Source organism: Flavobacterium sp. ALD4, assembly GCF_002836475.1.
GTDB lineage: Bacteria > Bacteroidota > Bacteroidia > Flavobacteriales > Flavobacteriaceae > Flavobacterium.
In genome coordinates this window covers 227,126-239,504 of sequence record NZ_PJBJ01000030.1, presented here as the reverse complement: position 1 = coordinate 239,504, position 12,379 = coordinate 227,126, and the positions used below count along the sequence as shown (strand labels likewise).

General features: G+C 34.8%; 12 protein-coding genes. 8 read left to right on the top strand and 4 right to left on the bottom strand.

Going from position 1 to position 12,379, the window contains the following annotated elements:
- Positions 1-74 precede the first annotated feature (74 nt).
- The 5 genes from gldK (at position 75) to CXF59_RS09695 (ending at position 5,871) form a co-directional block, all read left to right on the top strand.
- The gene (gene gldK, locus CXF59_RS09715; RefSeq protein WP_101138511.1) at positions 75-1,487 is read left to right on the top strand and encodes a gliding motility lipoprotein GldK; all 1,413 of its coding nucleotides are present in this window, start codon (positions 75-77) and stop codon (positions 1,485-1,487) included.
- Positions 1,488-1,515: 28 nt separating this feature from the next.
- On the top strand, positions 1,516-2,163 hold the full coding sequence (gldL, locus tag CXF59_RS09710; RefSeq protein ID WP_101138510.1) for a gliding motility protein GldL: 648 nt from the start codon (positions 1,516-1,518) through the stop codon (positions 2,161-2,163).
- A gap of 48 nt (positions 2,164-2,211) precedes the next feature.
- Entirely contained in the window at positions 2,212-3,750 is a 1,539-nt protein-coding gene (gldM, locus tag CXF59_RS09705) for a gliding motility protein GldM (protein ID WP_101137605.1), read from the top strand.
- Between the two features lie 49 nt (positions 3,751-3,799).
- Positions 3,800-4,690: a gliding motility protein GldN gene (gldN, locus tag CXF59_RS09700; protein ID WP_101137604.1), complete on the top strand. Its 891-nt coding sequence runs from the start codon at positions 3,800-3,802 to the stop codon at positions 4,688-4,690.
- A gap of 128 nt (positions 4,691-4,818) precedes the next feature.
- On the top strand, positions 4,819-5,871 hold the full coding sequence (locus CXF59_RS09695; protein WP_101137603.1) for an FAD-binding oxidoreductase: 1,053 nt from the start codon (positions 4,819-4,821) through the stop codon (positions 5,869-5,871).
- 5 nt (positions 5,872-5,876) lie between these two features.
- Here the strand turns inward: CXF59_RS09695 and CXF59_RS09690 are convergent, their stop codons facing one another.
- Positions 5,877-6,257: a DUF983 domain-containing protein gene (locus CXF59_RS09690; protein ID WP_101137602.1), complete on the bottom strand. Its 381-nt coding sequence runs from the start codon at positions 6,255-6,257 to the stop codon at positions 5,877-5,879.
- Positions 6,258-6,331: 74 nt separating this feature from the next.
- On the opposite strand from CXF59_RS09690, the gene CXF59_RS09685 reads away from it, so the two are divergent.
- Entirely contained in the window at positions 6,332-8,239 is a 1,908-nt protein-coding gene (locus tag CXF59_RS09685; protein WP_101137601.1) for an ABC-F family ATP-binding cassette domain-containing protein, read from the top strand.
- Positions 8,240-8,435: 196 nt separating this feature from the next.
- Here CXF59_RS09685 and CXF59_RS09680 read toward each other — a convergent pair whose 3' ends face one another.
- A complete protein-coding gene (locus CXF59_RS09680; RefSeq protein WP_101137600.1) occupies positions 8,436-9,404 on the bottom strand; it encodes an App1 family protein in 969 nt (322 codons plus the stop codon).
- A 65-nt stretch (positions 9,405-9,469) separates the two neighbouring features.
- Here CXF59_RS09680 and CXF59_RS09675 point away from each other — a divergent pair, with 65 nt between their 5' ends.
- A complete protein-coding gene (locus CXF59_RS09675; protein WP_101137599.1) occupies positions 9,470-10,342 on the top strand; it encodes a diacylglycerol kinase family protein in 873 nt (290 codons plus the stop codon).
- Between the two features lie 3 nt (positions 10,343-10,345).
- On the opposite strand, the gene CXF59_RS09670 is transcribed toward CXF59_RS09675, so the two are convergent.
- Positions 10,346-11,494 carry an 8-amino-7-oxononanoate synthase gene (locus tag CXF59_RS09670; protein ID WP_101137598.1) on the bottom strand — a complete coding sequence of 383 codons (1,149 nt, stop codon included), beginning with the start codon at positions 11,492-11,494 and terminating at the stop codon, positions 10,346-10,348.
- A 96-nt stretch (positions 11,495-11,590) separates the two neighbouring features.
- Between CXF59_RS09670 and CXF59_RS09665 the strand changes: the two genes are divergently transcribed.
- Entirely contained in the window at positions 11,591-11,869 is a 279-nt protein-coding gene (locus CXF59_RS09665; RefSeq protein ID WP_101137597.1) for a 4a-hydroxytetrahydrobiopterin dehydratase, read from the top strand.
- A gap of 8 nt (positions 11,870-11,877) precedes the next feature.
- Here the strand turns inward: CXF59_RS09665 and CXF59_RS09660 are convergent, their stop codons facing one another.
- Positions 11,878-12,351, bottom strand: coding sequence for an Lrp/AsnC family transcriptional regulator (locus tag CXF59_RS09660; RefSeq protein ID WP_101137596.1), 474 nt, complete (start codon positions 12,349-12,351; stop codon positions 11,878-11,880).
- Between the last annotated feature and the right edge of the window lie 28 nt (positions 12,352-12,379).

The following is a 12,379-nucleotide window of genomic DNA, read 5'->3' as shown; positions in this document are numbered from 1 at the left end:
AAGTATTGTTTTTTTCAAAAATAATAAATAGGTTTACAATCTTTAAAAATAATGAATACATAATCCGCATTTATATGAAGAAGTTCATTGCATTTATGGCAATATTAGCCCTGTTAGTCAGCTGTGGTAAGTCAGGCGACAAAGGTGAGTTGGTTGGAGTTAAAGGAAACAAATGGCATCCTGAGAAGCCGTATGGAATGACTTTAGTGCCTGGGGGTGCTTATATTATGGGTAAGTCTGATGAGGATGTAGCTTCAATACAAGATGCTCCAACAAAAACAGTAACTGTAAGATCATTCTACATGGATGAAACGGAAATAACAAATAGTGAGTACCGTCAATTTGTGGAGTGGGTTAAAGATTCGACAATGAGAGTGCGTTTAGCTATTCTTGCTGATGAGATGGGTGTAAAGGCAGGTGAAGGAAGTGGGAAAGGTAAAAATTCAGGAAGTATTGGAGATTTTGCTTTTAACGATTCAGATCCTGAAAAAATGACGGCCTACGACAAGTACATGTACGATAATTATTACAGTATCGGTACAGAGGATGATATGTACGCCGGAAGAAGACTTAATAAAAAAGTAAAGTTAATTAAAGATCCTAAGTTATATCCGGATGAATATTACGTAGAGGTAATGGATTCTATGTATTTGCCACTGGAGGCTTCTTATAATGGATTAAGAACTATCGATGTTAATAAATTGGTATTTCATTATTCTTGGATGGACATTCAGGCTGCGGCAAAAGCTAAAGTTGGTAAAAGGAAAGATTTTATAAAAACAGAAGAAGTGAAAGTGTATCCAGATACGACTGTTTGGATTAAAGATTTTGCTTACTCTTATAATGAGCCAATGCATAATGATTATTTCTGGCATAAAGCATATGGGGATTATCCTGTTGTTGGGGTGAAATGGACGCAAGCAAAAGCTTTTTGTGCATGGAGAACACTAAATAAAAACAGCTTTATTAAATCAAAGAAAAAAGGTCGTGATTTAATCAACTCATTTAGATTACCTACAGAAGCGGAATGGGAATATTCTGCAAGAGGAGGCTTAGAGTCGGCGACATATCCTTGGGGTGGACCTTATACTAAGAATGACAGGGGTTGTTTTCTTGCGAATTTCAAACCAAACAGAGGAGATTATGCAGCTGATCAAGCATTGTATACTGTTGAGGCTAAATCATATGAACCAAATGGTTACAATCTATATAATATGGCAGGAAATGTGTCTGAATGGACAGATTCTTCTTATGATCCTAACGCATACGAGTATGTTTCCTCAATGAATCCAAATGTATTAGATGCTTCTAACAAACGAAAGGTAGTTCGTGGTGGTTCATGGAAAGATGTCGCTTATTTTCTACAGGTAGGTACAAGAGATTTCGAATATGCTGATTCTGCAAGAAGTTTTATCGGATTTAGAACTGTTCAGGATTACATGGGATTGCAAACGACCGGAAACGGAAATAAAATTAAAAACAGATAAAAAAAACCTCCTTAAATCAAAAAAAATTATGGCATTATTAAGTAAAAAAGCAATGAATTTCGCATACGGAATGGGTGCTGCGGTTGTAATCGTTGGTGCTTTATTCAAAATCACGCATTTTGAACTTGGACCGTTAACAGGAACGTTAATGCTTTCAATTGGACTATTGACTGAAGCGTTAATTTTTGCGCTTTCTGCATTTGAGCCTGTTGATAATGAGTTAGATTGGTCATTAGTTTATCCAGAGTTAGCCAATGGTACAAAAGGCCCGGCTAAAGCAAAAGTCCAATCTCCTTCAGATTCGCAAGGAATGTTATCCCAAAAATTAGACGCTATGTTGAAAGAGGCTAAAATTGATGGAGAGTTAATGTCAAGTTTAGGAAGTAGTATCAAAAATTTTGAATCAGCAGCAAAAAGTATTGCTCCAACTGCTGAATCTATGGCTTCTACAAAAAAATACAGTGAAGAGTTAACTATGGCAGCTGCACAAATGGAATCTCTAAACAGTTTATATAAAATACAGTTGCAAAGTGCTTCCAGAAATGCGCAAATCAATGAAGAGGTTCTTGAAAACAACTTAAAGTTAAAAGATCAAATGCAATCATTGACAACAAACTTGTCCTCATTAAACAATGTTTATGGTGGAATGCTTTCTGTAATGAGTAACAAAGGGTAATTAGTTTCGAACTATACAATAAAAAATACTAACTAATTATTAGAAAATATGGCAGGAGGAAAGCTAAGTCCTAGACAGAAGATGATAAACCTTATGTATTTGGTTTTTATCGCTATGTTGGCAATGAATGTATCAAAAGAAGTTATTTCAGGTTTTGGATTGATGAATGAAAAGTTTGAAACTTCAAATGAAACTTCAAAATTATCTAATGATCAACTTTTGACTGCGTTAGATGCGAAAGCAGGAGAGGCAAAAGGGGAATTCTTAGTAGCTGCAGGAACAGCTCATAAAGTAAAAACGATAACAGATAATTTTTTTAACTATATAGCTTCTTTGAAAACACAAGCTGCTACAGGGTTTGAAATAGATCCTGAAACAGGAAAGTTACCTTATGAAGATATGGACAAAGGTGATAATATTGATGACTGGTTTTTAGGCGAAGGTTACTCAAAAAAAGGTAACGAAATTGTAACTACAATAAATACATACAAGGCAGATATGAAGGCCGTTCTGGGGACAGATAGAAAATATGCTTCAATTATTAAAGAAGTTGAAACTAAATTTGATATTTCAGATGTTAAAAATAAAGAAGGATTAGAAGATAAGTTTTTATCATACCATTTTAAAAATTTTCCAGCTATTGCTTCCATAGCAAAGCTTTCAACTTGGCAAAATGATATTAATAAAGCGGAATCGGATGTTTATAGTTCTGCGTTAGGTAAAGCTGCTGTAGCTGCTGCGTCTTATAGCAACTATGAAGCAATTGTAGTATTGGACAAGAACGCTTATTTTCAAGGAGAGACTGTTACTGGTAAGGTTGTTCTTGGTAGATATGATGGCAATACAAAACCAACTTCTTTTTCCGGTCCAGGAAAAATTGTTAATGGTCAAGCAGTGATATCAATGACAGCTGGTGGTGTAGGAGAGCAAAAAATTGCTGGACAGTTTTCTTTTCTTGAAGATGGGAAAACAGTTCCCCTAAAGTTTGCAGGTAAGTATGTGGTTGTTCCAAGGCCTAATTCGGCTACGATTTCTGCAGATAAAATGAATGTAGTGTACAGAGGGGTTGTGAACCCAATGTCTATTTCTTTTGCTGGTATTTCTGACAGTGATGTTCAAGCTTCAGCTCCTGGTTTAACTAAGGTTGGGAACGGTAAATACAATATGAGCCCAGGTGGAGGAAATGAAGTTGTAATTAGTGTGTCAGGTAAAATGTCTGACGGAAAAGTTGCAACTGACAAAAGAGTATATAGAATAAAAGGTATTCCTGGTCCAACCGGAACAATTAGAGGAGAAACAGGAATTGTAAAAGGTCCTAAATCGAATTTAGAAATTGCGACGATTGGAGCTAAACTAGAAGATTTTGATTTTGAAGTTGGCTTAAATGTTGTTGGTTTTAATTTAAAAGTATCCGGGCAAGGAACAGTTGTTGTTCAGGGAGATAAATTGAATGCGCAATGTAAGGCCGTGCTTTCTAAAGCTGGAAGAGGAGATCAAGTTACTATTTCAGAAATTAAAACAAAACTCGTTGGAGCAGGTAGTTATTTATTACCAAGAACATCTCCGGTTATTTTTGAAATACAATAATAAGTAAGTTGCCTTATGGTTTACTTCAATATCTTATAATCATATTATGATGAATGTTAGAAATTTTTTGCTAGTTATTATTTTCATTAGTGGAGGTTTTGCTTCTTTTGCACAATCAAATTTGCTTAACGCAAAAACGCCAGATGAGATAGGTCTTAAAACTGCCGCACAACTAATATCAGACAATGATAAGCCATTGGCGTATGGTTACGTTCACGACAGAGATATTTTGATGGGTAAAACTGTTTGGGAGATCATAGATCTAAGTGAAAAAATTAATTTTGGATTGTATTTTCCAATTGATACGGCAAATATTGGTTCTAACAGACGTTCATTGTATGATGTGTTGAGTAAGGCTATAAAAAGTAAAGAAATTACGCAAGTTTATACAGACAGCTATTTTAATACAAAAAAATCATATGAAGATATTCAGTCTTCATTAAGTTATACACAGATGACGGATGCTGGTAGAGAGCAAGTAAATGCAGGTATAGAAGTATCGCCTGAGTATATATTGAGGTCTGATATAACGGCACAAGACGTGGTCCAGTATAAGATAAAAGGATACTGGTATTTTGACAAACGTCAAAGTGAATTAAAATATCGGTTGTTGGGGATATGCCCTGTAACACCGGATGTTTATACGTTGAATAGTGATGAGCAGGATTATATTGAATTGTTTTGGGTTTTCTTCCCATCCGCTAGAGAGATATTACATGAGGCAAAAGCGTTTAATGACAAAAATTCTGCAATGCCAATTTCTTTTGACCAGATATTGAATTCCCGATACTTTAATAGTGTTATATACAAAGAAGAAAATGTTTACGGGGACAGATCTATTGATGAGTATATGAAAGACAACGCACAGAATCAGTTGTTAGAATCGGAACGAGTGAAAGAAAAAATACGTGATTTCGAATCAGATATGTGGAATTATTAATATTCTGTTTCATTAAAATAAAAGATGCTCTTATCGTAATTGGTAGGAGTTTTTTTTTATCTAGTTTTTAGTCTGTAGTCCTTTAATGTTCTTTCTTTGTGTTTTATTTTAACGGTTACTTTTATAGTATGATTGATTATTTAATAATAGGTTCTGGACTTGCAGGTATTGGCTTTTCTGAAATTGCACTACAGAATGATAAGGCGATTTTAGTGATGGATAATAATTCTCAAAATTCTTCAAGGATTGCCGGAGGTTTATATAATCCAGTAATTCTTAAGCGTTTTAGTGAGGTTTGGCAGGCACAGGAGCAACTTGTCTTAATGAACAAATTTTATAGTGTTTTGGAAGACAAACTGAAGATCAAGGTTGACTTTAAGAAACCTATTTTAAGGAAGTTTTTTTCGATCGAGGAACAAAATAATTGGTTTACAGCTTCAGACAAAGTGGCATTAGCACCATTTTTGTCTACGCAATTGATAACGAAAAAATATTCCGGAATTGATTCGCCATTTAGTTATGGTCAAGTATTACAGACAGGGCACGTAGACACTGCTGTGCTGTTAGAAAAGTATAAGGACTATCTTGTTCGAAATAATTTATTCGTGGAAGAATCTTTTGATTATGAATTGTTGGAGGTTTTACCTGGTGGTGTCAGGTATAAGGATACTGAAGCAAGACATATTATTTTTGCAGAGGGTTTTGGGATGCATGCCAATCCTTATTTTAAGCATTTACCATTAGACGGTACAAAAGGCGAGTTGTTTATCATTAAAGCTCCTGGCCTCAATCTGGACGTTATTATGAATACCAGTGTTTTTATATTACCATTAGGTGACGACCTGTTCAAAGTGGGGGCGACCTACAATTGGAAAGATAAAACAAATCTTGTCACAGAAGAAGGCAGGCAGGAATTGATTGATAGGATAAAAGAAATTATTAGCTGTGACTTTGTGATCATGGAGCATTTTGCGGGAGTACGACCAACAGTGAAAGACAGAAGACCCTTAGTGGGAACACATCCCGTGCACACAGCGATTCATATACTAAACGGGTTAGGTACCAGAGGAGTGATGCTTGGCCCTTCCATGGCGAAGGGTTTGTATGACTCTATAGAGAATGATGTTCCTTTGGATTTTGCAATTGACATAAAAAGATTTATCCCGAAAGGTCAGAGGTAACCGTGTTATTTCTGAAAATCTGGGTCATAGGATACAAACATATTAATATATATATTTCTCGACCATCGTAAGACGAATGGAAATAGGATAATAAGGCAAACTATTATTGAAATAAAAGCTGCTTTTAGAGAGGAGTTTAATAGTACATACGAAATTACAAAGGCCGCTATCCCAATACCTACATTTAGTCCATAACTGACATACATAGCACCGTAAAAGAATGCAGGTTCAATCTGGTATTTTAACCCACAATGGCTGCAATTTTCATGCATTTTAAAGATTTTAGTCAAATGCAGTGGATTTTGATCTAAATACATACTCTCTTTCCGACATTTAGGACAAGTTCCTGTTAAAATGCTATATAATTTGGATCCTTTTTTTAACATTTGCAAAAAATTTAATTTTTCCTTTTTTTGGAGTTCCAAATTTACGGATTCGAAAAGGAATAAAATCATAATACATGCTTAATATACACAATTTATCTGTTTCGTTTGGAGGTTCTTATTTATTTGAGGAGGTTACTTTTCGATTAGGTGCCGGAGACCGTGTTGGCCTTGTTGGAAAAAATGGTGCAGGTAAATCGACAATGCTAAAAATTTTAGCTAAAGACTTTGCTCCTGATTCAGGAAGTATCGCGCAGGAAAAAGAAGTGAGAATGGGTTTTTTGCGTCAGGACATTGATTTTGAGCAAGGAAGGACGGTACTTGAGGAGGCTTACGAGGCGTTTGTAGATATCAAAATTGTAGAGAAAAAATTAGAGGAAATAAATCATTTGCTAGTGACCCGTACGGATTACGAAAGTGATGAGTATAGCCAAATTATTGAAGATTTATCAGATTATACTCATCGTTTCGAATTATTGGGAGGGTATAATTATGTTGGAGATACCGAAAAAATCCTTTTAGGATTGGGTTTTAAAAGAGAGGTTTTTAACAATCAAACTGAGACTTTTTCAGGAGGATGGCGTATGCGAATTGAATTAGCTAAATTGTTATTACAAGCTAATGATGTTTTGTTGCTGGATGAGCCTACTAATCACTTGGATATCGAAAGTATCATTTGGTTGGAAAGTTTTCTACGTAATTATATTGGAGTTGTGGTGATTGTTTCTCACGATAAGATGTTTTTAGATAATGTTACCAATAGAACGATTGAAATTTCACTTGGTAAAGCATATGATTTCAATAAACCGTATTCTCAATACCTAGAGTTACGTCATGAAATACGTGAAAAACAATTGGCGACACAAAAAAATCAAGCAAAAAAAATAGAGGAGACAGAAAAATTAATCGAGAAATTCCGTGCCAAAGCATCCAAGGCTTCCATGGCGCAATCGATGATTAAGAAATTAGATAAAATAGATCGCATTGAGGTGGATGAGGATGATAATTCTGTGATGAATATTTCGTTCCCGCTTTCTAAAGTTCCAGGAAAAGTTGTTATCGAAGCAGACCATGTAACTAAAAGCTACGGAGATAAAACCATTTTAAAAGACATTTCATTGTTGGTGGAACGAGGAAGTAAGATTGCTTTTGTCGGTCAAAACGGACAAGGTAAATCAACTTTCATTAAGGCTATTGTTAATGAATTTGAATATGAAGGAGATATAAAGTTAGGCCATAATGTACAAGTAGGTTATTTTGCGCAAAACCAAGCAGAGTATCTGGATGGTGAGATTACTTTACTGCAAACGATGGAAGATGCTGCTACCGATACCAATCGTTCAAAAGTACGCGATATGCTGGGTTCATTCCTCTTTCGTGGCGACGATGTAGAGAAAAAGGTAAAAGTCCTTTCGGGAGGAGAAAGAAACCGTCTGGCGCTTTGTAAATTGCTTTTACAGCCCATAAATGTGTTGGTGATGGATGAGCCTACAAATCACTTGGATATTAAATCTAAGAATGTTTTGAAAGCAGCCTTACAAAAATATGAAGGAACCTTACTTTTGGTTTCTCACGACAGGGATTTTCTGCAGGGTATGTCTAATATCGTTTATGAGTTTAGAGATCAAAAGATAAAAGAATACTTAGGAGACGTTAACTACTTCCTAGAGCAACGTAATTTGGAGAATATGCGTGAGGTTGAGAAGAAAGATGCACTTAAAGCAGCAGCTCCGAAGGACAGCAATAAAGCGTCTTATGAAGAACAAAAAAAGGGGAAAGCATTGCAGAATCGTTTGAGCAAAGTTGAAAGTCAAATTAAGCAATTAGAAAAAGACATTCAGCATGACGATAAAATGTTAGCTTCAAATTACAATAAAAATATCGAAGATGCTTCTTTCTTTAAAGCATACAATAAAAAGAAAGCAGAGTTGGATAAGTTGCTTTTGGATTGGGAAAAAGTTCAAGATGAGATAGATAAAGCCTAATCAATAGATTATTTTAGAATTTATAAGTAGCTTTTCTAGCTGTTCTCTCCATCCTGGCTGGTCTCGTTTATTTTTTTTTAAATACTAAAAGGAGCTTCCGTAGTTCGCTCTTTTACCATAAGAAAAAATATAACGAGGCTGTAAAAGGATTTAATTGCCATCGGGACTATTGCATCCTTGAATTGTGCAAAAATTTTTAAGAAATCAGACCTACCTTCTTAGAGTGTGAGATTGCTTGTGCACTATTTTTGAAATAGCAAACTGAAATATCCAAAGTTTCTAGGTTTTCCAGCACTTTAGTTACCTTGCCTTTTTTATATTTTCCGGTTTGCCGTATATAAACCGCTTTCACAGTCATAGGGAAAATCTTGCTTATGGCTTCATATAAAAAAGGATCATGTTGAGAATCATCTCCAATCAAGACATACTTTAAACTAGGATAGAATTCTAAAATGTGTTTTATTTTGTCAAACTTGTGGTTGTGGCCTCCTCTTCCTGACCATAAGAAATTCAACAGACTTGTTTTAATGTCTTTCAACAGTAAAACAGCTTTGGGTAATTTGTGGATTTCGGTAAACAGCACAAGAAATCGATATAGATTCCACTCACTGCTGGAGACGTAAAAAAAAGCATTTAGTTCTCCTACATTGGCTCTGCCTGAAGAGCTTAAAGCTTGGAAATGCGGGACTACATCTTCAAAAACTTTTCTTGAGTTGACATTTCTAAATAAGAGATGGTATAATTTTTTAAATGGGTTAAGGGTATACGAAACCAAAAATGTATCATCAATATCAGATATGATCCCTAAATTGCCCATCCTAGGCCGTATATAACTTTCTTTAGTTACTATAGTTTCATTCTTATAAATGGTACTTACTTCATAATCGATCCAGCCATAATCGTTACATTGATCTAAAGGGATGCAAAATTTAAAATAACCATCATTTAATGTTTTTGTATGTATTTTTAGATTGTTATGAACTAAGTAAACGTCGGCATTTGCTTGTGTTTTAATCCGAAACAATCCGATTACTGACCGTGCGTTTTTTAAATTTTTTGAAAGAAAATCGTATTCCTTTTTTTTTGTAGGTTTAAAAACATGTCCCATCACAATCAGTTCTTGCTCATTTGCATAACCACGATATAATTTTAAGATAGGTCTCATTTTGTTTACTACTTTTGAAGTCTAGTGAAAATTAATTATTTTTACCCAATAAAAGAAATAAAACCTTGAAAAAGAATATCCTGTTGATTGTGAATCCTGTGGCGGGTGGGATTGACAAATCAGAAATTATTGAAGCAACTTTCCTTTTTGCAGAAAAGAAAGGACTGAATTTGGCGCTGTATAAAACTACAGGGATTGATGATATTTCTAAAATAAAGGTGTTGTATGATTCATTAAAACCGGAAAGAGTAATCATAGCCGGAGGAGACGGGACTATAAAATTTGTAGCTGAAGCATTGGAAAATGTAGATGTTATTTTTGGAATAATACCTGCTGGCTCCGCTAATGGCTTGGCAACAGATTTAAATATTCCTAAGCAACTGGAGGAAAGCCTGTCAATAGCGTTTCATAATGCATTTACGGAAATGGATATGATAGTCATAAATGGCAAGACAAGTTTACACCTGAGTGATTTGGGGTTAAACGCAGAGCTCATAAAAAACTATGAGAGTAGTGCCATACATGGTAAATGGGGGTATGCTTTGCAAGTTTTTAATACTCTGGTTGACATAGAAGAGCCGTTCACTGCAATAATCACTGCTAATGGTCAAACTGTTGAACGCGTAGCGCAAATGATAGTTATAGCAAATTCTAAAAAATACGGAACAGGAGTGGTTATTAACCCTGATGGAATAATGGATGATGGAAAGTTTGAATTGGTAGTTTTGAAAAGTCTGGATTTAACCATTTTTGCTAAAATTATTACCGGTAATATACCAATAGAATCCGGGGATGTAGAAATCATTTCAACTGATAGGGCAAATATAAAATTACATTCACCGGTAAGTTTTCAAATTGATGGGGAATATTGTGGCAGAGAAACAGAGCTGAACGTAGCCATTTCTCCTCACAAGTTAAAAGTTGCTATTCCGATATAGTTTTTATTTAAAGGGATTGCGTTCCTTCCATTCCATTTTAGGTTCAAAATAGCGAAAAGTTTTTGATACAAACAGGTTTATAAAAGGGTTGCTATGATGCATCATTCCAAACATATCAACAGGTTTCGCTCCCACAGAACTTTTAATCTCTAAAGCTGTTCTGGCAAAAATAATACGGACGTATCTTTTGTTAATTGAAAAACCAATCATGTCGTAGAGCATGTTCAGATATAACATTTTTTCCCGTTGATGGATTTCGTCATAGCCTAGGAAATAGGTATCAATGTCAGTCCCGTTTTTTATCAGCGTGTTGAATCCAATTAGTTCATCGCCGATAAAGTAACCGTAAAAAAGAAATTTGTCTTTTAATACTGTTTTTAAAGTTTTAAAATGATTTTCTGCAAGATAGAAGGTGTTGAACGGAGCGTTTTTGGCTACATTCATATACAGTTGATATATTCTTGAATTGTAATTCGTGATTTCTTCGAGAGATAACTTTCTTTTCGAAATTCCTTCTGCTTTTTTTCGAGCCCTTTTGTATTGGTCTCGATACTTTTTAGTTTTAGCTGCAATATAGTTGTCAAAGGTATGCCACGAGTCCCTAATCTGAAAAATCATATTAGGTTGCGTTTTAAACTGAAAAAACGATTTAAACTCTGGAATGTTAAAATGTTGAGCTCCCTCTTCAGAAAAGTCTTTAAAGATCGTAAGGTGTATTTTTGCGCCTTTTGCACGCAAATTAGTTTTTAACTCATCGGTTGCTTCTTTCAATAAAACCAACCCTTCCGAGGCAGGTAATTTTGTGCTGAAACAACATCCGTTTTGTCCGGTCAGCATATTGTTACCAATCACTAGTACATTAGAGCTGAAATTTTTAAAAACAAAGTCACGAACGATAGTTTTCACACAGTGGTCTCTTTCTCCAAAGGAGTTTACCTCTCTTAAATTAATATACTGTGAAACTGCTATACCGACTACTTCCTCATTAAGAAACAGTCCAATAAAATGGCATTGTATATTTTTTGGAGCGGAAATAGCTAATACTTCTAAATAATCACGGGATAGAAATAGATTGTTTGCCGCCAAAGAGTCCCAACCTGAAGGAATGTTTTTAACGGAAGAATAAATTTGGAAGGAAAAAGGAGAGCTCAATAGGTCGAAAAATTATTATTTGTCTAAATTAATATATTAAGTTAAATCGCAAAGCAATTAATCAAATTTTAACTAACTTTAAAAAAAACAGAAATTATGAATATCTACAATGAAATAACTGCTCAGCCAATATTAAAAGATTTAAAGGACTGGAAATTTAATGATAACGGAATTGAAAAGAAACTTGTTTTCAAGAATTTTAGTGAGGCGCTCGGTTTTATAGTGCAAGTGGGTCTTTTAGCCGAGAAACAGGGTCACCATCCTGAACTTTTCAATGTTTATAATAAGGTTAATATTCGACTGTCAACTCATGATGCAAACGGTTTAACTGACAAGGATTTTAATTTGGCAAAAGCTATTGATAATCTGTTTTAAAGCATGATTTATAATAAAGAGATGTTTTTCTGAAAGGCAGACCCGAATGAAATAAAAGAGTCAGTGCTTCCCACGCCTTCAATGTTGTGGATTTTTTCATAAAGCACTTTTCGAAACTCTTCGTTGTTTACCGCCACAATTTTTAAAAACAGGGCATATTTACCCGAGACAAAATGACATTCCACAACCTCGGGAATCTCTTTGAGATGTTCAGCAATAGAATAGGCAAACCGTGCTTCTTTGGTAGCCACTCCCGTATAAGTAATCGTTTCGTACCCAATTTCTTTGGCGTTGAGCTGTATTGAAAATCCGCTTATAATCCCGGTATCTTGTAATTTTTTTATACGTTGATGCACTAAAGAGTTTGATATTTTTAATTCCTTAGCGATTTCTGAGTACGCCATGCGTCCATCAATACTTAGCATTTTGATGATTTCTTGATTGATGTAGTCAATGTTTTCGCTGTTTCTATATTTGGACATGATTTCTTTGTTTTCTTAAAAATGGAAA

Coding starts and splice junctions, on each gene's coding strand:
- gldK (WP_101138511.1), top strand. CDS start 75: ATGAAGAAGTTCATTGCATTTATGGCAATATTAGCCCTGTTAGTCAGC.
- gldL (WP_101138510.1), top strand. CDS start 1,516: ATGGCATTATTAAGTAAAAAAGCAATGAATTTCGCATACGGAATGGGT.
- gldM (WP_101137605.1), top strand. CDS start 2,212: ATGGCAGGAGGAAAGCTAAGTCCTAGACAGAAGATGATAAACCTTATG.
- gldN (WP_101137604.1), top strand. CDS start 3,800: ATGAATGTTAGAAATTTTTTGCTAGTTATTATTTTCATTAGTGGAGGT.
- CXF59_RS09695 (WP_101137603.1), top strand. CDS start 4,819: ATGATTGATTATTTAATAATAGGTTCTGGACTTGCAGGTATTGGCTTT.
- CXF59_RS09690 (WP_101137602.1), bottom strand. CDS start 6,257: ATGTTAAAAAAAGGATCCAAATTATATAGCATTTTAACAGGAACTTGT.
- CXF59_RS09685 (WP_101137601.1), top strand. CDS start 6,332: ATGCTTAATATACACAATTTATCTGTTTCGTTTGGAGGTTCTTATTTA.
- CXF59_RS09680 (WP_101137600.1), bottom strand. CDS start 9,404: ATGAGACCTATCTTAAAATTATATCGTGGTTATGCAAATGAGCAAGAA.
- CXF59_RS09665 (WP_101137597.1), top strand. CDS start 11,591: ATGAATATCTACAATGAAATAACTGCTCAGCCAATATTAAAAGATTTA.
- CXF59_RS09660 (WP_101137596.1), bottom strand. CDS start 12,351: ATGTCCAAATATAGAAACAGCGAAAACATTGACTACATCAATCAAGAA.